The following is a 22,789-nucleotide window of genomic DNA, read 5'->3' on the forward strand; positions in this document are numbered from 1 at the left end:
CCCCTGCCAACGGCGGGGGATTTTTTTTGCACGTTGTGTCATCTCGATCGCCCTAAGCGCAGACCGCCCATCGCTATTGTGTATCATTCTCAAAACCAACAAGAAGCGAATGGTTTTCATTCTCAATAAGCTCGTCAAGTCACGACGTAACGCTTCCGCGCTGGTACTGGCGATGGGCGCCCTGCTCGGTGCCTGCAGCGGCCCTGAGACAACCAGCCAGATCGGCATCTACTCAGGCCGTCACTACAACACCGACAAGGACCTCTATGCGCGCTTCACCGAGGCCACCGGCATTCAAGTGAAGCTGCTGGAAGCCAAGGACGACGCCCTGATCGAACGGCTCAACACCGAGGGAGATGACTCCCCCGCCGATGTGTTGATCCTGGCGGATGTGGCCCGACTCGACAGGGCCGCCGGCATGAATCTGTTCCAGACGGTCGACTCCGATGCCCTCAACCAGGCGGTACCCCGTGATCTGCGTGACCGCGAGGGACGCTGGTTCGGCCTGACCCGTCGCCTGCGGGCCCCGATGTTCAACGCTGACCGCGTCAACGCCGAGCAGGTGAGCAGCTATGGGGTGCTGGCCGACCCCAGCCTCAAAGGCAAGCTATGCCTGCGCAACCGCCGCAGTGTCTACAACCAGTCCCTGGTGGCCTTCATGCTGGATGAACAGGGGCAGGCCGCCACGGAGGACTGGATCAAAGGCATGGTGAACAACCTGGCGGAACCTGTCTTCAGCAGCGACACGCCGATGATCCGAGCTGTCGCCCAGGGGCAGTGCGGTGTCGCCCTGGCCAACAGCTACTACCTGGGCCGGATGCAGGCCGGCGACAAAGGGGAATCCGACAGGACCCTGTCGGGCAAGGTGACCGTGCGCTGGCCCGATCCCGTGCACGTGAACATCACTGGCGGTGGTGTCACCCGTGCCAGCCGCAACCCCAAGGCAGCCCAACGTCTGCTGGAATTTCTGAGCTCGGATCAGGCCCAGGGTGGCTACGCCGCGGCAAACCACGAATATCCACTCAAAGGAATCGGGGAGGACCCGGTGCTGCAGGCTTGGGGGCCTTTCAACCAGGCCAAGGTGTCCGCTGAGCGTCTTGGCGAGCTGAACGCGCAAGCGCTCGAGCTGATGGCCGCCAACGGTTGGCAATGAGCCGTCGTCTGCTGACGCTGCTGGCCTCTGCTCTGGCACTGCTGGCCCTCTGGCCTCTGCTGCAGTTGTTGAGTCAGGGGCTGCAGGGTCTGCAGCAAGGGCTCGTGCAGCTTGGGCCGGATGGCGGACGTCAGATCCGCGGAACTCTCCTGCTGCTCTTGGGCAGTGCCCTGGGGGGCACGGTGATCGGCACCGCCAACGGATGGCTGCTGATCAACTGCCGTTTTCCTGGACGGCGCTGGTTGCGCATCGCCCAGCTGATTCCACTGGCAACCCCTGCTTATCTGCTGTCCGCCACCCTGGTGGATCTGGGCAGCCGAGCCGGTTGGCGCATTCATGGACTGGGCTGGGGCATCGCCGTGATGGCCCTCGCCACCTACCCCTACGTGTTTCTGCTGAGCACGGAAAGTTTTGGCATGAGCGGCAGACGCCAACTGGAGGCCTGCCGCAGCATGGGCATTGGTCCCTGGTCTGCCTTTCGGCGCGTGGCGCTACCCATCGCCATGCCAGCGATCGGTGCCGGTGTGGCCCTGATGGGAATGGAGATCGTCAACGAGTTGGGGGCTGTGCAGCTGCTGGGGATCCCCAGCCTGTCGGCCGGCATCCTGGACGCCTGGCAATCGAACAGTGATCCCACCGCCGCCATCAGCCTGGCTCTGGTCACGCTGGTGATCGTGCTGGGCCTGGTGGTGGGGGAACGTCGGCTGCGCCGTCGCAGCCGACGCTGGAGTGATGGCGTTGCCGGCGGTGATGCCACCGCCTGGCCCCTGCACGGAACCCGGGCCCTGGCCGCCCAGCTGCTGGGGCTGATCCCACCAACCCTCAGCCTTGGGATTCCTCTGGTCTGGGCCCTCGCCAATCTTGACCAGCTGGGCAGCAGCCTCCGCGACGACCTGCTGCCCCTCAGCCTGCGCAGCCTGTTGCTGGGGGTGAGTGCTGCCCTGCTGGCCCTGGCGGCAGCCTTGCTGCTGGCGATTGCCAAACGCTGGAGCTCGGCCGTTTGGCTGCGCAGCCTCACCTTTCTGGCCGGCATTGGCTACGCCATCCCCGGCACAGTGCTGGCCCTGGCACTGCTGCTGACCGGCGCTCCCTGGCAACTGGCTCCGCTGCTGTTGCTGCTCTGGGGCTACAGCGACCGCTTTCTGGCGGTGGCCAAGGGCGGCCTCGATGCCGCCCTGGAACGGATCAGCCCCAACCTCGATGAAGCCGCCACAGGCTTGGGTTTCAACTGGCAGCAGGTGTTGCGCAGGGTCCATTTGCCGTTGCTGCGGGGTCCGATGACCGTTGGGCTGCTGCTGGTGTTCGTGGACACCGTGAAGGAATTGCCCCTCACCTTTGCGCTGCGCCCCTTCGACTTCGACACGCTGTCGGTGCGGGTGTATCAGTACGCCAGCGACGAGCGGCTGGCGGCGGCACTGCTGCCGGCCCTGATGATCCTGTCGCTTGGTTTGGTGGCAGCGATGGCCCTGGTGCCGAGCCTGGATCAGGCCTCCAGCAAAGGCTGACCGTTGCTGCGCTGAATCGCCACAACCCCCGGGCGAGGTGGTCGTCCCGGTGCCTGCGCCGGCCAGTTGGACCCCAGCGGCACCGTGCGCAGCTGCTGGAAGACGCCGCCGTCCCGATCCACCAGTTCATGGGCCTGAATCTCCTCATCCCCCTGGGAACGGCTGCCGTTCACCTCACCGGGATGCTGCACCGCCAGAAACACAGAGGCCTCAGCCTGATCCAGACAGACCCCAGTGACCTCACACTCCATCGGCCCTGTGGCAAAGCAGGCCGCCTGCTCCTCCCCGTTGCCACTCCTGGGAACAAACCAGCAGCTGTTGTTGCCGAACACATCGCCCGCTGACGCCTTCATCGATCGGTCGGTGACGATCCAGAGGTTGCCCTTGCTGTCGAGGGCAACGTTGTCGGGATTGGTGAATCCAAGGCCACCGGCCCATGGGGTTCCTCCGGTGACCGCCATGCGCCAGGTGAAACCGTTCTCGCCGGATTCACTCAGACGCATCACCCAGCCATTGGGCCAGCTGCTCTGACCCTCCGGTCCCTTGAACACCGCGGGATCAGCCCCCCCAGTACTGCCAGGGGATCCGGAGGTGAATGCGATCAGCAGATCTCCGCTGACCGGATCGATCTTGGTGTCCTCCGGACGGGCGGTTGGGGTGGCCCCGATGGCGCTGGCCGCCAGGTGGGCATCCACCAAGATCGCCCCCTGCAGAGCCTCTCCTTCGCCGCGGTACAGATCCGACAGGGTGGCGAACCGACGGCAGTAGTCCTCAACAGCGGCGTCCTCCCGGAACAGTTCCGCGCCTGCCTGGCTGCGATCACGGTGGGGCAATTCCACCGGACAGCCGAGATCCGCATCGCTGAAGCGGCTGGGCCGGAAGGGATCGACCACCGCCTCGGGAGTCACCGCCAGCCATTCACCGCTGCCGTCGGCACGGAACCGCGCCACCTGAAGCTCGCCGACTTCAAACAGGCGGGAATTCCGCTTGTCCTGCACCGTCTCAACGCGTTCTGCACTGACGAAGCGATACAGATGCCCGCCGCGGCGGTCACAGCCGGAATACACCTGCAGCGGCTTGCCGGCTTCGGCCCGCACCGCCACGGCTTCATGGCGGAAACGGCCCAGGGCCGTGTGTTTCACCGCCGATTGGTCAGCTGAATTGGGATCCACCTCCACCATCCAGCCGTACTTGTTGCCGGCCAGTCCGTAGACGTTGCCAAGTCCCCCCAGTTTTCCGTCCTTGCAGACAAACGGCCGCTCCGACGGAGCCGCCGCGCTGCCATCGGCATAGACCGGTTCCGGCACCTGCGATTGGAAATTCTCCTCAGCGCTGAGCACGGTCCCCCAGGGCGTGGTGCCGCCACCGCAATTGGCAAACGTGCCCACGATCCTGTCGCCCAGGCCGTCGTCATAGCCCTGCCGGTTGCTGGCCCGGAACACCGCCGCAGCTGGACCCGTGCTGAGCAGCTGCTGCTCAGGCTCTTCCAGTCCGCTGATGCCCGTGATGCGTCGATCCTGGGGGGCCTGAGCCCGTTTCCACCGGCCCTGACCATCCCGCTGCAGGGTCATCACCCCGATTCCGAGGTCGGTCATCGCTTCATCCGCGACGGTGCGGATCTGCGGCAAACGGCGGTCACCAGCCGGCAGCGCCGTGCAGTCGATGACGCCATCGCTGCTCTGGAGGGCCGACACAAGGGCGGCAAAGGGCAGGGGGCGACCCACAACCTCGGCAAAGCCCTGCACCCAGGGCACGGCACTGATGTATTCGAAATTGACCGTCATCGACGCCCGATCCGGTGCGTGCTGCACAAAACCGAGGTGATCGTTGTTGAACCCGAAGCGGCTGTCGCCGAGGGGATCACCCCAGGCCGCCAGCAGTTGCGACTGAAACCCCTCCGGAACCGTCAGCCGGTCCTCCACCGCCAGCTCCCGATAGGTGGACTGCTGTTCGCTGGCCTGAAGCCCATCACTGTTCACCGGAAGGGGCACCTGCACCGGCTGAAAGGGGAATCCTTTGACAACACCGCTGCTGTTGCCAACTGGCGCGACGCAGCCCGACAGTCCCTTGGCCGTCAACACACCGACTCCGCCGAGGCCGAGCAGGGAGAGCACGGAACGTCGGCGCATCGGTCAGACCTCAATCGGTGCAGGCGGTGGTGCGGCGTGGACTCAGCACCCCAACCCAGCTTGACTGAAGCGGATTGAAGTTGTCATCGCTGGCCAACACCAGGGTCTGTCGTCCATCCGACATCACAGGTCCCCGCGCCATGGCCTCCCAGTTGTCCGGAGGCAGACCGGCCTCCAGCAGGTCCCAGCCGATAATCGGCTGCAACGGAGGCCCCTGGGGATCAGGCAAGGCGAACAGCTGAAGCCTGGCCGTCCATTGATCAGGGGGCGCAAACCCCCGCCGCAGACCCAGCAGCTGCTGCCGGGTTGGCAGGGCCAGCAGCTCCGTCAGTCCGTCATGGCGGCCAGCGGCGCCCACATTGAGGGCCCCAGCTGTGCGGAGCACATTCCCAGGCGCGCGTCGCATCAGGCTGATCCCATCCTCGGCTTGGTGCTGCAGCAACGGCGCCTCCGCAGCCATCAGAAGATCGCCAGGGGCAAGGGCCGTGAGCGATTCCGGACCTTTGTTCGAGTCAAGGCCCTGCCCTGGGCTGGCACGCCAGGCCTGAGGCAACGGCAGCTCCTGCTGCAGCCGACCGCTGGCGAGATCAATGCGGATCAACCGGGCGCGACGGTTCTGGGAACGGCGACCCTCACTGGCGATCCAGGCCTGCCGACCCTCGATCACCAACCCCTCCCCATCGAACCCCTCGGGCAGGGGCTCGCCATCGCCTCCCCTCAGCAGCAGCCTGCGACCCGGTCGCAGCGTGTCGCGTTGACCCTCGAGCCATCGGGCCAATCCCCCCCAGGGCACCAGATGGCCAATCGGTGCATCGCTGAGCAACCAGAGACGGTCCTGCTTGGGCTGGTAGGCCGCTGCCGAGAAGCCACCCAGGGGACGGCCATCAGCAAGGGTCCTGGGCAACGCGATCGTGCGCACCAGCTCCCAGCCGGCCTCCAGCGGACAGGGCAGGGGTAGGTCCATGGCGGTCAGGGCGCAGGGTGCAACCGTTGCATCAGGGCCTGATCGGCGGCAAGCACAGCGGCCGCAAGCAGGTCCGCCACCGTGGAGATCACCCGGTAGCTCAGCACCACCGCCAGGAGGGAGGCCTCATCAAGGCCGGTCCCCAGGCGCAACAAAAGCGTGGCTTCAAACACCCCCAGTCCCCCGGGTGCTCCAGGCACCACCAATCCCACCGCGTAGGCCAGGGCAAAGCCGGCCAGCCACTGGGGCACTGCCGGTGGAATCAGATCAAAGGCCACCAGGCAACAGGCAAATCCGGCGAAACGAACCAGCACGAACACCACCTGAGCTGCCAAGGGCCACCAGGGAGCTCCGCCGCGGCCACTGCCATCCACCGGCAGATCTCCGCTGACCGCCGTCTGCAACTGAGCGGCCTTGGAGCGTTCCAGTCGCCGCAGCACCGGCTCCCGCAGGCGCGGCAGCAGCAGCACCAGCGACGGGATCGGTGCCAGCACCAACAGACCGTCCTGCCATCCCCCCGCCAGCAACAACAGCGAGGCGGCCGCCACTATCAGCAGTGGATCCAGGATCACCCCCGCCAGAGCGGGACCTGCACCGATGGCGGGTCGCAGCACCCGCACCCGTTCCACCAGATGCCAGATGCCCCCCGGCAGGTACTTGAGCAGATTGCTGCGCACAAACAACGGCACCAGCGCCAGGCCAGGCGGCCGCTGCCCCAGCCAATCCAGCAGCACCCGCCAGGCCAAGCCATTGATGAGGATGCTGAGCCAGGTGAGGCCGAGGCCCAGCAGCAGCAACCACCAGCCATTTGATTCGAGATTGATCTGCCGCAGCTGCTCCCCCTGATGCACCAGGGCCACAGCGATGAAGGCCAGGCTGGCCAGGGTGATCCACAGCTTTGGTTTCAGCAGGGATCGGATCACCACGTCCAGGGCTCCTCACTCTCGAAGCTGGCCGCCTGGGCCGCGACTCTCAGATCAGCAATGGAACAACCACTGGCCTGGCTGAGCCGCTGAAGCGCATCAGCCTCCGGCTTCACCGTGCAACGACCATCCGGGCGGCGGACCTGCTTGGCCGTCAACACACCCCAGGGGGTGGAGAGGGTTCCGGCACGTCGGGGCAGCAGCCAGCGCCCCTGTTGCCGCTCCCGCAAACCGATGCTGGGGCCGGCTTCAAACCAGGTCCGTCGCAGCTGCGGGGCATGCTCGGTTGTCGCCAGAGCCGTGACAGCAACCCCAGAGCGGCCCTTCTTCATCTGCAGAGATTGACAGGCCACATCCAGGGCACCGGCCTGGCGCAATCGATCCAGCAGCCAGGCGATGTCTTCCGCCGAGGCATCATCGATCCAGGCCTCCTGCACCACCAGCGGCTGCCAACGGGGCTCGAGCTCTGGGGTGGAACTCTCCCCTTGGCCAAGGCACAGCCTCACCAGGTTGGGCCTATCCAGGCGGCGGTGACCCAGGCCGATGCCGATGGCAGAAGCGGTGAACAAAGGTGGCGCCGTGAAGCGCTCGGCCAGAACGGACACCAGCGCCAGACCGGTGGGTGTGGTGAGCTCTCCCTCCGGCAGCGAGGGGTCGTGCCGCAGCGGCACCTGATGGGCACGGGCCAGCTCAAGCACCGCCGGCACTGGCACCGGCAGCAGACCATGGGCGGTGGTGACGCTGCCGTGACCCGCCGGCGGCGGGGCGCAGCTGATCCGATACGGAACCAGGTGATGGATGGCTGCGCAGACCCCCACCACATCCACCAGGGCATCGATGGCGCCCACCTCATGGAAATGCACCGACTCGGGGGTCTGGCCATGGACCGTGGCCTCCGCTTCGGCCAGAGCCGTGAACACCGCCAGCACCATATGCAGGAGCTTGGGTTCAAGGGAGGAGTTCTGCAGGCGGTCGCGGATCTCCGCCCAGTGGCGATGAGGCGGGTCAGGCTCCAGCCCGACAACATTGAGGCGACGCCCCCGCAGGCCACCGCTGCGGGCCTCCTCCACGTCCAGGCGCACCAGATCCTTCAGCCCAAGCTGCGCCAGGGGAGCCTTGATCACTTCAAGCGGAACCCCAAGGTCGAGAAGAGCCGCCAGCAGCATGTCGCCGGCCAATCCGGTCGGACAGTCGATATGCAGCGATCCAGCGGTCGCGTCCGGGGTCATCGCCCCAGTCGCGGTGCCGCGCTCAACAACTGATCGGCTCTCTGGCTGAGGTCAGCCTGTTCACGCCGCAGCAGCTGCTCGATTTCCCGACGGGCGCGACGCTGTTCCCGCTGGGCCGTGGCGACGTCGTGGCCCGAGAGCCCCCAGAGCTGCCCAAGCAGAGCCCTGTCATCAGCGCCACCACGGGCTTTGCCGTAAACCACGGTTTCCGCCGCAATCCCGGCCTGCAGCACACGACTCCAGCGGCGAAGATCCTCCAGGGGCATGCGAACGCTGTCCGGCACTGGGAACTCAGTGGCACCACTGCTGCGCAGCCCCGCCTTCAGACAGGCCAGGGTGCCCACCAGCACCCGTTGCACCGGCATCTGCTCCTGCTCGGCGATCAGCAGATGACCGGCTTCATGAACGGCAATCCGCCGCAGCCGCCCCTCACCGCCCGGCAGGGCCTCCGCCAGCACATGCCCCCCCATGCCCTGCCAGCTGGCGGCATCAACGCTGAGCATGATCAGACCACCGCCGACGGTAACCACAATCCAGGCCGGTGACAGGCCTAGCACTGGTCCGAAGGCTCCAAGCCCCGAGATGACAACCACAACTATACCCGCCCGAAGCGTTCCGGTCGAACCCTCACCAGCAGGTGCCATCAGCCGCGACTGCGAGCAGGGGCACGCCCCCGCGAGCCGCGGGACTTGCCGCCCCGGGTGGGCATCGGAGCGATCACCTCATGGGATTCGAGATGAAGCTGCTGCCCCTGTCGGCGCACATCCAGGCTGACGAAATGCCGCAGGTGCTCGAGGGGCAGCTCACCTTTGACCTGCAACTTGAAGGGCAGTGGCCGGCTGCCATCGGCACGGGGCTGCTGGCGCACCTTCACCACCAGCTCACCGGTCTCCGGTTTGGTGAAAATCAGTTCACCGCGAATGGAGAAGTAGTCGTCCCCCTCGGGCAGGCAATCATCAAGATCGGGTTGATCGGGAGACAACGTGCTCGGCTCCCAGATTCCGGCGATCTGGAGATGCAGTTGGTCGTTGTCTCGGGAGCGGGGGTACACCACCCAAAGGTGGGGCTGTTCCATGGCCAGATGGCGCCGCATCAACGTGAGCACTCGGCCGAGCACCACCGTCTCCACCTCACCGCCTTCGGCATCGATCAGCGTGCCCCGGGTGAGCTGGTCATCGTCGCTGGGTTTGTAAAGCCCACGAACCACCCCAATGGCCCGGTATTGCTGCGGTTCGGTGACCTGGGGAATGGGGTGGTCGCGCATTGAGACGGTGCTCGTCAAATCAAAAGCCCTTGTGAGGACTGTAGCCAGCCCCCGTGGATGACCTCAGAATGCCCACATCAACAGGCCATCCATGCAGCGGGCCCGTCGAGGTGTGATGTGGGCCCTGCTGATTGGCGCCGCTGTGGCCAGCGGATGGGTCGCTGCATTGACGCTGGCCCCACAGACCTCGGCCAGCGGCAGCAGGACGGTGGTGGACGACGAGGTCAGCCAGCTGCTGAATGCCAAGCAACGGCGAGAACTCAACGCAGGGGAGCGGGAGCGCTTGCTGGAACGACTTCTGCTTTTAGATCGGTTGGAGGACGCCAAGCTGCTGTTGCAGCAATGGCTGAATCAACAACCCCATTCCCTGCCTCTGGGGCTGTTGATGGCAGACCTTCACCGCCGCTCCGGCTCCCTTGAAGCAGCCCGGCGGGAGCTGGAGCAACTGCTGCGGCTGCATCCTTCGCATCAGGAGCTGCTGCAGCTGGCCGTTCTGGTGGATCTCCAGGAGGGACGCGGGCAGAACGCAGTTCAACGTCTGAAGGCCCAATTCGCTGCTCGACCGGAGGGGCAGCGCCTGGAACTCGGACTCCTACTCGCGGATCTGCATCGTCAGCTCGACCAATCCAAAGCAGCCGCTGATCAATATCAGCAACTCGCGAAGGAATCAGCTGAAGACGTCAGGGCTGTCATCGCCCTGGCGATGTTGCACCAGGAACAGGGCAATGGCGCCGAGGTGCAGCGGTGGCTCGAACAGGCTCGGCTGCGTAGGGGTAACGAGGATCGACCGGACCCCCTGATCGACGACCTGGCCTATCGGTGGGGGCTAAGGGCAGCCCGCGTCAGGGCTGAGCAGCAGCGTTCTGAGGTTCCTGCTCCAACGCCTTGAGCGCAGCATCGATGGCGTCTGATGGCGGGGTTGCGTCGTCCATTGCGCCGGCCCGCTGGATGCGGTTGATCAGATCCATCGGATTGGTGGCATCCAGAATCGCGCCGGAATCCCCATCCCCACCCGGACCGGTACTGAAGATCTCCCGCTCCTCACGGTTTTGATATCCGCCGTCCACCTGGGCCGAAACCGGAGTCACCAGTGACGCCAGGGACGTCACGGTGATCAGAAGTGGAACCGCAGAGCGAAGCGGCATGGTGGAAAGGCTATTGCAGCGATGCTAAGGGTCCTTCTGGGAACAACAAACAACCGTGCGGATTGCCACCTGGAACGTCAATTCAGTGCGCACCCGCCTTGAGCAAGTGTTGTGCTGGCTTGAGCAAACCAAGCCAGATCTGCTCTGCCTGCAGGAGACCAAGGTCGACGATCCTCTGTTTCCGATGCAGGCCTTCGAGAACGCCGGGTGGCAGGTCAGCATCCATGGCCAGAAGTCGTACAACGGAGTGGCGTTGGTCAGCCGCGAGCCCCTCGAGGATGTCCGCTGTGGTTTCGTTGGTGAGCTCCCTGATGATGCCGAAGCCGCGACCCTGGGGGAACAGAAGCGCGTGATCAGTGGCCTGCTGGGTGGGGTGCGGGTGCTGAATCTCTACGTACCGAATGGTTCGAGCTTGTCTTCAGAAAAATACCCATACAAGCTGTCCTGGCTTTGTTGCCTGAAGCGGTACCTGGACGCCCAGGCCGAGCGGGGGGAACCGTTGTGCATGGTGGGGGACTTCAACATCGCTCTCGAGGCCAGGGACATCCACGACCCCGATCGCCTCAGCGGCTCGGTCATGGCGAGCGATGCGGAACGGGATGCCTTGCACGAAGCCCTGGGGAACCGGCTCCAGGATGCCTTCAGAATGTTCGAGCCCGACGCTGGCCACTGGAGCTGGTGGGATTACCGCACCGGCGCCTGGGATCGAGATCGCGGCTGGCGCATCGATCACATTTACCTCTGTGAGGAGCTGATGGGGCTCGCCCGCAGCTGCAGCATCCACAAACAGGTGCGTGGCAACGATCAACCTAGTGATCATGCTCCAGTAAGCGTAGATCTGGAGTGGCCTCCTGCTGACGATGAACAAGACGAGGACGATCAGCTGTTTTGAGGGGGGCTCAGTAGAGCTCGACCCCCGCCGGCAACGTCACCACACGTTTGGCTGATTCACCACAGGTGCGCGGGGTTGGGAGCACCTTGCCGGGGTTGGCACGGTTCTCCGGATCAAAGGCCCGGCGCAGTAGACCCATCGTTTCAAGATCCTCGGGCTCGAACATCCAATCGAGATAACAGCGCTTGTCGGCTCCGACGCCATGCTCACCGCTGATGCTGCCGCCGGCATCCAGACAAACCCGCAGAATCGCCGCACCGAGATTCTTGACTCGTTGCTCCGCATCAGGGGCGCTGGCGGAGTACAGGATCAGGGGATGCAGATTGCCGTCACCGGCATGGAACATGTTGGCGACAGGAAGGTCATGTTCCCGACTCAACTGCTCAATAGACGTCAACACCCAGGGCAGGCAGCTCCGAGGAACGACACCATCCTGTACGTAATAAGTAGGGGTGATTTTTCCGACCGCTGAGAACGCGCACTTTCGTCCCTTCCACAGCACCTCGCATGCCGTGGAGTCCTCAGCCCGTCGCAGATGCCTGGCACCGGCCTCTTTGCACAACACTTCTGCCTGTTCAGCGGAGGCCTCGACCTCTGCCGTCTGACCGTCCAGCTCGATCAACAGCACGGCCCCCGAATCCCGCGGATACTCGTCGTACCCGAAGAAGTCATTCACAGCGTTGATGGTGACGTTGTCCATGATTTCCATCCCGGATGGCAACAGTCCGGCGGCGGTGACGGAGCACACTGCCTCCCCTGCCGCTTCCATCGTGGGGAAATCGGCCAGAAGCACGTTGACGCATTCCGGTGCCCGAAGCAGCCGCAGGGTGATGGCCGTAGCGATGCCGAGGGTGCCCTCGCTACCGATGAAGGCCCCCCGCAGATCCAGCTCAGGTGACTCCGCCAGACCGTTGCCGAGCTGTGTCACCGTGCCATCCGGCAGCACCACCTCCATTCCGAGCACATGGTTGCTGGTGACGCCGTACTTGAGGCAGTGAACGCCGCCGGAGTTCTCAGCCACATTGCCGCCGATGCTGCAGACCACCTGGCTGGAGGGATCCGGTGCGTAATAAAAACCATCTCCGGCAACGGCGCGGGTCACCCAACTGTTGATCACGCCCGGCTGAACCGTGACCCGCTGGTTAGCGAGATCCACCTCGATGATCTGCCGCATGCGGCTGGTCACCACCAGCAACGCCTGCTGATCTACCAGTGCACCACCGGAAAGCCCCGTGCCGCTGCCACGGGCCACAAAAGGAATCCCGTGCGCATGGCAGCAGCGAAGGACCGCTACCACCTGGTCGGTGGTTTCCGGAAGCACCGCCAGGGGCGGCTGGTGACGATCCATGGTCAGACCATCAGAGTCGTAACTCAGTAGTTCCTGACGTTTCGTCACCACGGCCCTCGGCGGCAGAGACCGGCGGAGATCCCTCTCCAGCGCTGACCAATCGTGGAACACAGCAACCTTCAACCCGGGCCAGAGTAAGCAAGCAACTGGGGTCGATTGACACACTCCAGACCGATCCGGTCGTTCCTGGGTCAGGATGTTGCACGGTTTGCATCAGCCTCTTGGCGTCGGTTCCAGTGACAGCACCCGCGTTGAACACCAGCCGCTCCCAGGCCATCTTTGGCGCAGCACAGGGGCTGATGCCCGGTGGCGTGAGCTCCCCTGTGCGGGCGTTCAAGTCGGTTGGCGGTCAGCCGATCGTGTTCGACCGGGTGAAGGGTCCCTACGCCTGGGACGTTGATGGCAACAAGTACATCGACTACATCGGCAGCTGGGGACCGGCCATCTGCGGCCACGCCCATCCCGAGGTGATCAGCGCCCTGCAGGAAGCGATAGAAAAGGGCACCAGCTTCGGAGCCCCCTGCGCCCTTGAGAACACCCTGGCCGAGATGGTGATCGACGCCGTCCCCAGTGTGGAGATGGTGCGATTCGTCAACAGCGGCACAGAGGCCTGCATGGCGGTGCTCCGCCTGATGCGTGCCTTCACCGGCCGCGACAAGGTGATCAAGTTCGAAGGCTGTTACCACGGACATGCGGACATGTTCCTGGTGAAGGCCGGATCCGGTGTGGCCACACTCGGCCTGCCCGATTCCCCAGGCGTGCCACGCAGCACCACCGCTAACACCCTCACGGCGCCTTACAACGACCTGGAGGCGGTCAAGGCTCTGTTCGCCGAGAACCCTGATGCCATTGCCGGCGTGATTCTCGAGCCGATCGTCGGCAACGCCGGGTTCATTCAGCCTGAGCCTGGTTTCCTGGAAGGCCTACGGGAACTCACCAAGGAACATGGCGCGTTGCTGGTGTTCGATGAAGTGATGACCGGCTTCCGAATCAGTTACGGCGGTGCGCAGGCCCACTTCGGCGTCACACCGGACCTCACCACAATGGGCAAAGTGATCGGTGGCGGTCTGCCCGTGGGTGCCTACGGCGGCCGCGCCGACATCATGGGCATGGTGGCTCCAGCTGGGCCGATGTACCAGGCCGGAACATTGAGCGGCAATCCACTGGCGATGACAGCTGGCATCAAGACGCTGGAACTGCTGAAACAGCCCGGCAGTTACGAAAAACTCACCGCGACCACAGAAAAACTGATCACCGGCATCAAGGAGGCTGCCACGGCTGCGGGTCTTCCCTTCACAGGTGGCAGCGTCAGCGCCATGTTCGGGTTTTTCCTCTGCGAAGGACCGGTGCGCAACTTTGAAGACGCCAAAGCCACCGATTCCGAGCGGTTCGGCAAGCTGCATCGCGCCATGCTCGAGCGGGGGGTGTATCTCGCCCCATCTGCCTTTGAGGCGGGATTCACCTCCCTGGCCCACTCCGATGCAGACATTGAGGCCACCCTCAATGCCTTCCGCGAGAGCTTCGCGGAAGTGGCCTGATCGTCACTGGTGCGGTGATTCCCGTTGTTCTGGCAGCAGCTGAAACGCAGCCTCCCCTGATCTGCACGATCGAAACCGTTGAGAGTCGCTGGACCCCGCGCAAAATTGCCGGGGTTCGGATGCTGAAGGGCCAGACGTTCACGGTGGTTCTCACACCGGAGATCACGGTGAATCCTCGATATGTGATCGACAGCCGGATCACCAGCCTGGCGGAGGAAACAGAGCCGCCGGTTGGCTCAATCGAGAACGAGCGGCTGCGCTACAGCTGGAACTACATCGCACCGCTGGGTCCGGTGGCACCGCCCGCGACTGCCGGAGACGCCAACCGCAACGCGTCGATCAGCGTGGAAGGGCAACTGCTGATCCAGCCCAACCGGTCGTTCAATCTGGTGAACGTGTCTGCCATGACCGCCGAGGGCAGCACCACAGCACTGACGACACTTCAGGACAGCGCTTCAGGTGCGTGCCGTGAACAACGCTGAAGCATTGCTGGCGGCAGCCCGTAAGGCAGCTGACCAGGCCCATTGCCCGTATTCAAACTTTCATGTGGGAGCGGCGGTGCGCTGCACAGACGGCACGGTGGTAAGCGGCTGCAATGTGGAGAACGCCAGCTATGGCCTCACCATCTGTGCTGAACGGGTGGCTTTGTTCAACTGTGTGGCCCAGGGTCTGCAACCGCTTGAACTGGCAGTGAGCTGTGTCGATGCCCAGAACAACGCGCCATTGGCATCGCGAATGCCCTGTGGTGCCTGCCGCCAAGTGATGCAGGAACTGATGCCGAACAGCGCCATCATTCACATCGACGGAGTCGATTCAAGACGGCTGAAAGAGTTGCTACCGGATGCGTTTTCACTGGATTCAGCAAAAAACGCTCCCTAGGGTTAACGCAATCACCTGCGGATCCCATGAACTGGCGACTGTTGTTCGGGGTGATCGCGTTGATCGCCACACCTTGCTTGGCACAGGCCGAGGACGATCCGTGTCTGAAGGCAGCGGACTACAAGGGCTGCAAGGAGTACCAGTCCGGCCAGAACTTTGAGCAAACCTCAGGCAATGTTGAGGTGAAAACGACAGGGGACCACAACTACAAACCGAGCTCAGTGCGCCAGATGAAGGCTCGCGGCAGCTACGGCCGCTACATCAGCTTCGTGGGCACCACGTTGAATGAATACGCTGGGAAGCCAGCCAGCTACAACCCGGGCATGCCCGGCAGGAAGGTGTGCAACACCACCTACGGCTTCAACAAGCAGACCCAGACCACCACCTGCCAGCAAGTGGGCTATGTGGCACCGAGCTACACCCCCGGCACGCCGGGAGGTGTGGAACGACGCAGCTTTCGATACCAACTGGACTGCAAAGACCTCACATTTGATCGCAAGGGCGACTTCAGCGGATTCGGCAACAAAGGCTGGATGGGCGTGGACAACGATCCAACCGCACAAGCGGTGGCCGATCGCTACTGCTCAGCCACCCATAACCTTCCAAAGGAGAGTGGCGAGGAATAAACGACACGCTAGAAATTTCAGGGACAGCACGACAGTTGATCAGTCAAAAACCGGTAAACATTGCAACCAGATGACTGCGACAAGGCCGAGCAAAAGGGGCAAAGAGACCAAATGATTGCCTGTCTAAGGTGATATGGTTTCAACAGTGATGGGCTACTGAACGGAAGCATCAATTTCAAGCCAAGATGCAATTCAATCGACATTTATATACGCATCCATTCCCAACAAACCATTGACCAACCAAGCAACACATGCGAACATAAGTTTGATTTAATTTTGCACGGGGAGAGTAGCTACGTTGACCGATCTTTCCTCCATTGTCACATCGGTGTATCTGCCCATCGTGGCAGCCGTTGGCAGCGGGATGATCTTCAGCAAACTGCTGGTCTCCTACGGAGGAGCCTGGGGAGAAAGCAACAGCAGACGCATACCGGCTTTCCTCGCACAATTCCTGCTGCGCATTGGGATCCCAATCGGAATAGCCAACTTCGTGCGCAGCACGGAGCTCTCTGCCAGCGCCTGGATTGCTCCGATCACGGCAAGCCTGGCGATTGCACTGGGCTTACTTTGCTCCGCCTGCATCCTGGGGCCAATGAGCTCCATTCTTGCTGCCACTCGCCGCAGCTTTCAACTCAGCAGCTACGTAGGAAATACGAGTTTCATTGGATTTCCTGTGGTATTACTCCTGCCGCAACTTGGCCCCAGCTACTTCGGCGTCGCCGTTCTATACGACATCTTCGGAACCGTTTTGGGCGGCTATGGACTGGGGGCATGGATTGCAACCCGAGGAGAGAACGGCAACACAAGAAGCTCATGGCGCAGCGCCATAATCAAAACGACCCAACTTCTCTACAAAAATCCCTCACTGCTGGCATTTGTTGCTGGACTTCTCCTCAAATTGGTTGAACTTCCGGAAACGATCAACTCCATCCTCAGCGTGATTGCATGGGGCTCGATCATGCTGGCTTTGCTCACCATGGGGATGAGAATTCAACAGCTCAGCGGTTCTGGCTCATTTCAACTGCCGCTTAAAGCCGTTCTAATCAAAATGGTGGCTGTACCACTTTTCATCGGAGCTTTGCTGACAGCGACAGGATTTGCCGGCCCTGAACGCTTAATCCTAGTACTGCAAGCGGGCATGCCCTGCGCCTTCGCGACTCTGGTGTTAGCCGAAAATTTCAACCTCGATCGAGCACTTACAGTTCAAACATTAATCATAAGCAATCTTATTTTGCTGCTTACGCTTCCGATCTGGGTTCTTAGCTTAACCTCCTGGTGACATCATCAGATCAATCCCTGTGGGCACTGCAGCAGGGTTACAGGAATTCACTAGAATAATTTGAGGCTCCGGAGTTTCGCTTGAAGGGTCAGCTAGCTCTCGCATCAATCCTGTTGGGCTTATCCGTTGGTGGCTGCAACGTCACCGGGGGGAACCAAGCAACTTCACCAACCTCCAACGATCGTGAACTTCTCATTTGGTGGTCTGAGGGGTATTACCCAGAAGAGACGGACGCCATTGAATCAATCACCCGTCAATGGGAAAAAGCAAGCGGCAACAAAGTAAAGCTTGTTTTTTTCAATGATGGTGAAATCTCACAGAGGGCAACAGAAATTCTGAATGGAGGCCCGAAGCCAGACTTGATGTATGGCTACAGCGTTGGAGACAGCCATGGACCAACGTTTGCCTACAAAGGTTTTCTTCTTGAAACAAGTGACGTTATCGAAGAATTCAAAAGTGACTATTCACCTGGAATCATTGAAAACATCACTTTTCTGAATAAACAAACTAAAGAGAGACATCCATATTCCATACCTCTTTCAGTGAGCTCAGCCTACATTCACTACTGGAAGGATTTACTTGAAGAAGCAAACGCGACAGACCTGGCAATCAATATCCCAGACACCTGGAACGAGTTCTGGGAATTCTGGGGCGTCAATCAAAAGAAAGCAATTCAGGCTGGCTTCGTCGATATCAAAGGCGTTGGCCTACCGATGGCAAGTTCGACATCTGATACCCATATTCTGTTTGACTTTTTCCTGGAAGCTCACGAAGCCAAGATTATCAACACATCCGGAGAGCTGTTGTTGAGAAAGCCCGAAGAACGCAAAAAAGTCATCAAGGCAATGGAAAATTACACCAGCTTCTACAAAAGAGGCTGGGTGCCCTCAAAGGCAACCGAATGGGGTGACGTAGACAACAACATTAATTTCCTGAGCAGCTTGTCTCTGATGACAGCCAACCCCACATTATCGATTCCAGGGTCTCAAACGGCAGACGAAGTCGCCTACTACGAAAGAATTGCATCAATCGGGTGGCCCAAAGGCATGACTGGCAAGAAAGTTCGTACAGATATTTCGGTGAAACAGATGTTTATCTTTGACACCAACAAAGCCAAAGAGGCCAAGTCCTATGCACGCAATCTCATAAAACCAGAAAATTTGTCGGCCTATGTTGAAGGATCACAAGGTCGTTATCTACCCGTTTCACAGCGAATTCTAGAAAATCCATTTTGGAATCAATTGCGAAACACACATATCCAAGCATCTCGTGAGACCGTAGAAAATTATAAACTTGCTTACCAAATACTAAACCCAGCTTACACAGAGGTCAGAAGACTGAATATTTGGGCTCAAGCCATTGAACAAGTCTGCGTCAACAACACTCCAGTTGATGTTGCTGTTGACAACGCCATCGAGTCGATCGAATCAATCTTCAAGAAGTGGGAGAGATCATGAAAATTTCACACATGTCTTGCACCGAGATTTTCATTGTCTTGCTCACTGTCACAAGCTCCGTTGGCCTGTTGACATATTTCAGTGATACAAGAACAACCGGGCATCAGGCATATGAAGCGCAAAAGCAAGTTTTGACTGAAAGAGCTACAGCATTTACCGAAGCAAAAAAGTCTCTGATCGACTTGATCAGCCAACACTTGAAGAACCCTGAATTCAAGGAAAAAAGCATTAAAGTATTATCATCGAAAAAACGTCTGCGTCCAAGCCGACCAAGTACCGACTCCAATACCAATGGAGATGTTTACACAGCAGGAATTTTTCAAACAAATCTAGAAGCAGAAAGCATATCAATCCTCACAGCTGGTGCCATTGTTGCTTTATCAACAGAAGCCAAGAAAACAGGTCGCTATCAACCAGTTCAAAATACAACAACCTACATTGACCCCGAAAAATCAATTGATGTTGGCCTGCGATTTTTCAAGGATCCTCGAGCTGGACGTCCTACCGCAACCATTGCCCTACCAATTCGTGACGATACAAATAAAAGACGTGGATATTATTATGTTGACATCAATCCAAAAATATTGCATGGCTCAATGTTCAAACAAAATCAATCCAGCACCCTCTCGCCCCCGGAGAACACCCATGCCGTTGCCTATACATCATTGAATCGAATTACTGAAATTTACAATCCAATTGAGCCAAACCAATACCCACCATTAAAAAGCGAAGGTATCAACAATGCTCTCAACGACAGACCTGGAACATATCTCTATCTAAATCATCAACGAAAACCTGTCGTGGGTGCTTATCAATACATCCCCGCGGCCAACATGGGTCTCTTGATTGAAAGAGACCAGTCTGTTTTGTTCAAGCAAGCTAGACGTAGATTAATAAAAATTCTAATCACCGGATTCTCGATATCTGGCATTGCTTTTCTGGCATTAAAACAGCTGAAAACGCAGAACTCGAAGAAAAACCTATAAATTCATATGTCTCTTCAATTCCAAAGGTGGCTTATTAAGCCCGTACTACCTCTTAAAAACAAATTCAGGGTAATTAAAACACTGCAATTTACGTTTACAGCCCAGATCACATTTGTAATCATACTGCTATTTTCGATCGGTAACGTAGTCATCTTCCGCACAACATCAGAGCGTCTGATTCGCAATACTCACCTTAGAAACAGAGATCAGGTAACAGGTCTCGTGAGCAACATAAACCAGTGGAAAAAGTCGACTGTTTTACTGATGGATACATTGAGCAAACAACCTGGGATAATCAATCTGGACGACACACAAATCAATGCAACATTGAGGCAAGTCACACGCTTGACAGCTGACAGAGTCTGGCGTGTCTTTGACCGTCAAGGGAACTTGGTTTACACAAGCCTTGAATCTGAACAATCTCCGCATCAGCAAAAGCTTCTTGAACTGAGACACAAAGACTACGAAGGTTTCAAGAAAGCTCGCAATGGACAATTCAGTTGGAGTGTTGCTTTCCTGCAAGCAGGTATTAAAACCGAAGGATGCCTGAGTGCTGATCAGCCAATCTTTAAGTCAGCCAGTCCTGGTGGTACATCTGAAGTCATCGGCACACTGAGCTTCTGTCTGCCACTGGAAAAACTGGGAGCAGCCATTGGCATTGCTGGAACCGATCAAATGAGAAGTGACGAAACACTCAGCGATTCAGTCTTACCCAACAGGCTAAGTCCAACCAAAAATCCGGACTATCTTGAATTCCATCGCGGTGATTATAAGGGCCGTGTGACTTATCTTATTTTCGAAAGTGGCAACATCGTTTTTCCGACCGCATCTGATTCTCGTTTTGTACGAATTTCAATTCAGTCCCCTCGCCGTCTATCAACAACAGCTTGGGGGAGATTGAATAAGCTCATAACACGTCGCGGCAACTTCAATACCTTTCAAGAAATCAACCTAGATGGAAATAAACTTTTAACGTTTGCGATGACTTCATCAGCAGGCAACACTAACTGGATTGCTGTCAATGCAATCGACAAACAAACAATCTTTGATCCTTTAAACAAGTCTCTTTTTCAACTGCTGATCCTCCAACTCTCAACGCTGCTGATTACAAGTGTCGCGATTTATTTTGTATGCCGACAGCTCACACGGCCGTTGAATCAAATCATCTCACGCATACAAGCTCTAAGTGACCTAGACATAAGCCTAAGTAAAAATCACATAATCCGGGAGGCTTGGATCCGCGAGATCAATAATGTCTCACTGGCAACCAATCGACTGACACGCGCTATCGAATCATTTTCTAGATATCTACCAAATGAAGTTGTTCGGTCACTTCTTCTGAACGACAGGCGGGCTGAATTGGGCGGTACAACTGAACATGTTGCAGTGATGTTCACCGATATCGATAATTTCACGTCGTACACAGAATCAGTTCAGACACAGGATTTATTCCGCTATCTGAATGAATATTTCACCGAGCTCACTAATCATGTGAGAGCAAATAAGGGCACGATTGATAAGTATATCGGCGATTCAATGATGGTGATGTGGGGGATGCCCACTCCGCTGACAAATCCATGTGAACTGGCCTGCGAAACGGCCATCGCACTCCGAAATGCCAGCAATCGACTGAGGGATGAGTGGGCTCAACAGAACGCACCACTGAGATTCAACACTCGAATCGGTCTACACTACGGAGAAGCCATTGTTGGCAATGTCGGCGCAGCTGATCGATTCAATTACACGATGGTGGGAGACACTGTGAACTTGGCAAGTCGTCTTGAAGGTGCGAACAAAACGTACAAAACCAACATCATTGTCAGCCATGCGCTCCTGGCACAACTTGAGCAGGAGCAGGCCTTGCATCGGTTTGCCTTTCGCATGATTGGCGAAGTCAAAGTAAAAGGCAAAAGTAAAAGCACGATCATTTACGAACTTTATGATCAACGATGCTCGCTTCGACAACCCCAGATCGAAGCCCTGGATGCATGGAACTGCATCATGAAACGAGCTATTGATGGCGGCAATCTCGCCGCATTGGAGCAGTTGGCGGCTGAAAACGAGGAGCTCAGAGCTCATCCGCTTTTGATTCAACTCAAACAAGAGCTTGAGTCGTCGGCGAAGTCAATCCACCACACAACATGACACCGGCCTAGTTCAACCATTCCTCGGAACAACTCCAACAAAGCCGCTTTTTATTGAAATGAGCGCTTGAATCACTCGCTTGAGAGCGTGTTTGTTGACCGTGGCTCAAGAAAGCTGATCACCCGACCACCAAGAAGGAAGCCTGTCCTCAGCAATCGCGCGCCCAGCGTGCCATGGCTTTTCCGGGGTCGGCGATCTGCTCAAGACTGGTGTAAACGAAGTCCTGCCAACCCTGCGCCGGCAGACCGGCGAACAGCATCAGGTTGAGCGGGTAATCTTCGGAATCCGTACAACGCCTGAAGTCGTCGCGGAACAAAAAGGTGGGTTTACCCAGGGCGATCGCTGCACCCAGTTCCACCATCACCCCCTCATCGGGCGGCGTTCCGTTCACGATCGCGAAAAGGCCATCGGCATCCCTCACATCCTGCAGATCACGTTGGGCCACCTGGTGCGCCCAACCCGGCTGGGCCACATCCAACTGGCCGTTGCGGGCGAACGGTTCCCAAACTTGAAGACCCAGCCCTTCAAGAGCTCTGATGAATTCCGGCAGCAGCAGACGCTTCCATTGTGCTGAAAATCCGTAAGGGGAAGCGAGATAGATCGTGGGCTTGGCCATCAGCCCACCCCCCGGGAGCTGAGATAAGTCTGCTCATCGGCGAGGGCCTGGGCGGCGTTTTCCCAAGGGAACAGCAACCACTCGGAGCTGTCTGTGACAACCACCGCGTCCCACCACTGGGGAGGGCGCTTGCTCACCCAAACTACAAAATTGGCCTTGGGAAAGCGGATATGCAGCGATTCCAAGGTGCGGCCGGTCTCATAGACATCGTCCACGATCAATGCATCGGGCTGGGGCTCAGCCAACAACGGTCGCTCGAGCGCATGGCTCAAGGCCACGGCCAGACAAAGTCCACCGCGTGGCACGCCATAAACACCCGCAAACGACGCCGAAGACAACTGTTCAACCAGGATCTGCACGGCCTGATCAAATTCCAACCAGCTGAGAACCCTCATGGCTGGACAATGAAACAAGTTGGCAGTAGTGGCCCATGACCAGCGACATCCCGCCGCAGGAACAGGTGCGCAAATGGTTCCGCAGCCATCTGCTCAACCGCGAAGTGGAACTCCAGGAGCTGTATGACCTTCCTCAGGGCGAACTGAATCTGCTGATGGCGGAAACCGCCGAGATCCGCTCCGATCATGAAAATCGTTCCCGCAGCCATGGTCGCTGGTGCACCGCCGGCTATGTCCTGGAATTGGCCCGCATCATTGATGCCCGCCGAGCCTGACATCAAGCTGACTTCAAGTAGACCTTGCGGCCGTGAGCATC

At 59.0% G+C, this 22,789-nt stretch carries 23 protein-coding genes; 13 read left to right on the forward strand and 10 right to left on the reverse strand.

What is annotated here, in order from left to right:
• The first annotated feature begins 109 nt into the window (after nt 1-109).
• Both SynA1524_RS09020 and SynA1524_RS09025 read left to right on the forward strand, forming a co-directional pair.
• Entirely contained in the window at nt 110-1,153 is a 1,044-nt protein-coding gene (locus SynA1524_RS09020) for an extracellular solute-binding protein (protein WP_186497041.1), read from the forward strand.
• Nucleotides 1,150-2,658, forward strand: a complete 1,509-nt coding sequence (locus SynA1524_RS09025) for an ABC transporter permease (protein ID WP_186499594.1) — start codon at nt 1,150-1,152, stop codon at nt 2,656-2,658. The genes SynA1524_RS09020 and SynA1524_RS09025 overlap by 4 nt, the downstream gene beginning before the upstream one ends.
• Here SynA1524_RS09025 and SynA1524_RS09030 read toward each other — a convergent pair.
• From SynA1524_RS09030 to patR, 6 genes are read right to left on the reverse strand one after another with little or no spacing between them, the layout of a single operon-like run.
• Complete coding sequence (locus tag SynA1524_RS09030; RefSeq protein WP_186497043.1) at nt 2,637-4,787, reverse strand: PhoX family protein; 2,151 nt, start codon at nt 4,785-4,787, stop codon at nt 2,637-2,639. The genes SynA1524_RS09025 and SynA1524_RS09030 overlap by 22 nt on opposite strands.
• 10 nt (nt 4,788-4,797) lie before the next feature.
• Nucleotides 4,798-5,751 carry an esterase-like activity of phytase family protein gene (locus SynA1524_RS09035; protein ID WP_186497045.1) on the reverse strand — a complete coding sequence of 318 codons (954 nt, stop codon included), beginning with the start codon at nt 5,749-5,751 and terminating at the stop codon, nt 4,798-4,800.
• Between the two features lie 5 nt (nt 5,752-5,756).
• The gene (locus tag SynA1524_RS09040; RefSeq protein ID WP_186497056.1) at nt 5,757-6,677 is read right to left on the reverse strand and encodes a lysylphosphatidylglycerol synthase domain-containing protein; all 921 of its coding nucleotides are present in this window, start codon (nt 6,675-6,677) and stop codon (nt 5,757-5,759) included.
• The gene (gene larC / locus SynA1524_RS09045; RefSeq protein ID WP_186497058.1) at nt 6,671-7,903 is read right to left on the reverse strand and encodes a nickel pincer cofactor biosynthesis protein LarC; all 1,233 of its coding nucleotides are present in this window, start codon (nt 7,901-7,903) and stop codon (nt 6,671-6,673) included. The genes SynA1524_RS09040 and larC overlap by 7 nt, the downstream gene beginning before the upstream one ends.
• Nucleotides 7,900-8,547 (reverse strand): hypothetical protein, encoded by a 648-nt coding sequence (locus SynA1524_RS09050; RefSeq protein WP_186497060.1) that lies wholly within the window; start codon nt 8,545-8,547, stop codon nt 7,900-7,902. Before SynA1524_RS09050 ends, larC begins: the two co-directional genes overlap by 4 nt.
• Nucleotides 8,547-9,167, reverse strand: coding sequence for a heterocyst master regulator PatR (gene patR / locus SynA1524_RS09055; RefSeq protein ID WP_186499595.1), 621 nt, complete (start codon nt 9,165-9,167; stop codon nt 8,547-8,549). Before patR ends, SynA1524_RS09050 begins: the two co-directional genes overlap by 1 nt.
• A 91-nt stretch (nt 9,168-9,258) precedes the next feature.
• Here patR and SynA1524_RS09060 point away from each other — a divergent pair, with 91 nt between their 5' ends.
• Nucleotides 9,259-10,056, forward strand: a complete 798-nt coding sequence (locus SynA1524_RS09060; protein WP_186497062.1) for a tetratricopeptide repeat protein — start codon at nt 9,259-9,261, stop codon at nt 10,054-10,056.
• Here SynA1524_RS09060 and SynA1524_RS09065 read toward each other — a convergent pair.
• Nucleotides 10,010-10,312, reverse strand: coding sequence for a hypothetical protein (locus tag SynA1524_RS09065; protein WP_186497064.1), 303 nt, complete (start codon nt 10,310-10,312; stop codon nt 10,010-10,012). The genes SynA1524_RS09060 and SynA1524_RS09065 overlap by 47 nt on opposite strands.
• A gap of 55 nt (nt 10,313-10,367) precedes the next feature.
• Here SynA1524_RS09065 and xth point away from each other — a divergent pair, with 55 nt between their 5' ends.
• Nucleotides 10,368-11,204, forward strand: coding sequence for an exodeoxyribonuclease III (gene xth / locus SynA1524_RS09070; protein ID WP_186497072.1), 837 nt, complete (start codon nt 10,368-10,370; stop codon nt 11,202-11,204).
• Between the two features lie 7 nt (nt 11,205-11,211).
• Here the strand turns inward: xth and SynA1524_RS09075 are convergent, their stop codons facing one another.
• The gene (locus SynA1524_RS09075) at nt 11,212-12,663 is read right to left on the reverse strand and encodes an FAD-linked oxidase C-terminal domain-containing protein (protein ID WP_186499596.1); all 1,452 of its coding nucleotides are present in this window, start codon (nt 12,661-12,663) and stop codon (nt 11,212-11,214) included.
• Between the two features lie 125 nt (nt 12,664-12,788).
• On the opposite strand from SynA1524_RS09075, the gene hemL reads away from it, so the two are divergent.
• The 8 genes from hemL (at nt 12,789) to SynA1524_RS09115 (ending at nt 21,462) form a co-directional block, all read left to right on the forward strand.
• A complete protein-coding gene (hemL, locus tag SynA1524_RS09080; protein WP_286188743.1) occupies nt 12,789-14,090 on the forward strand; it encodes a glutamate-1-semialdehyde 2,1-aminomutase in 1,302 nt (433 codons plus the stop codon).
• 14 nt (nt 14,091-14,104) lie between these two features.
• Nucleotides 14,105-14,572, forward strand: a complete 468-nt coding sequence (locus tag SynA1524_RS09085; RefSeq protein ID WP_186497074.1) for a hypothetical protein — start codon at nt 14,105-14,107, stop codon at nt 14,570-14,572.
• Nucleotides 14,559-14,969, forward strand: coding sequence for a cytidine deaminase (locus tag SynA1524_RS09090; protein WP_186497076.1), 411 nt, complete (start codon nt 14,559-14,561; stop codon nt 14,967-14,969). Before SynA1524_RS09085 ends, SynA1524_RS09090 begins: the two co-directional genes overlap by 14 nt.
• 26 nt (nt 14,970-14,995) lie before the next feature.
• Nucleotides 14,996-15,595, forward strand: coding sequence for a hypothetical protein (locus SynA1524_RS09095; protein ID WP_186497078.1), 600 nt, complete (start codon nt 14,996-14,998; stop codon nt 15,593-15,595).
• Between the two features lie 298 nt (nt 15,596-15,893).
• On the forward strand, nt 15,894-16,874 hold the full coding sequence (locus tag SynA1524_RS09100) for an AEC family transporter (protein WP_186497080.1): 981 nt from the start codon (nt 15,894-15,896) through the stop codon (nt 16,872-16,874).
• 113 nt (nt 16,875-16,987) lie between these two features.
• Nucleotides 16,988-18,331: an ABC transporter substrate-binding protein gene (locus SynA1524_RS09105; protein ID WP_186497082.1), complete on the forward strand. Its 1,344-nt coding sequence runs from the start codon at nt 16,988-16,990 to the stop codon at nt 18,329-18,331.
• Between the two features lie 68 nt (nt 18,332-18,399).
• The gene (locus SynA1524_RS09110; RefSeq protein WP_186497084.1) at nt 18,400-19,317 is read left to right on the forward strand and encodes a cache domain-containing protein; all 918 of its coding nucleotides are present in this window, start codon (nt 18,400-18,402) and stop codon (nt 19,315-19,317) included.
• Nucleotides 19,318-19,581: 264 nt separating this feature from the next.
• Nucleotides 19,582-21,462 carry an adenylate/guanylate cyclase domain-containing protein gene (locus SynA1524_RS09115; protein WP_222930483.1) on the forward strand — a complete coding sequence of 627 codons (1,881 nt, stop codon included), beginning with the start codon at nt 19,582-19,584 and terminating at the stop codon, nt 21,460-21,462.
• Nucleotides 21,463-21,610: 148 nt separating this feature from the next.
• Here the strand turns inward: SynA1524_RS09115 and SynA1524_RS09120 are convergent, their stop codons facing one another.
• Both SynA1524_RS09120 and SynA1524_RS09125 read right to left on the reverse strand, forming a co-directional pair.
• The gene (locus SynA1524_RS09120) at nt 21,611-22,078 is read right to left on the reverse strand and encodes a nucleoside 2-deoxyribosyltransferase (protein WP_186497088.1); all 468 of its coding nucleotides are present in this window, start codon (nt 22,076-22,078) and stop codon (nt 21,611-21,613) included.
• Complete coding sequence (locus SynA1524_RS09125; RefSeq protein ID WP_186497090.1) at nt 22,078-22,473, reverse strand: phosphoribosyltransferase; 396 nt, start codon at nt 22,471-22,473, stop codon at nt 22,078-22,080. Before SynA1524_RS09125 ends, SynA1524_RS09120 begins: the two co-directional genes overlap by 1 nt.
• A gap of 35 nt (nt 22,474-22,508) precedes the next feature.
• Here SynA1524_RS09125 and SynA1524_RS09130 point away from each other — a divergent pair, with 35 nt between their 5' ends.
• Nucleotides 22,509-22,748, forward strand: coding sequence for a hypothetical protein (locus tag SynA1524_RS09130; protein WP_186497092.1), 240 nt, complete (start codon nt 22,509-22,511; stop codon nt 22,746-22,748).
• The last annotated feature ends 41 nt before the right edge of the window (nt 22,749-22,789 follow it).

This window comes from Synechococcus sp. A15-24 (genome assembly GCF_014280195.1).
Taxonomy (GTDB): Bacteria; Cyanobacteriota; Cyanobacteriia; order PCC-6307; family Cyanobiaceae; genus Parasynechococcus.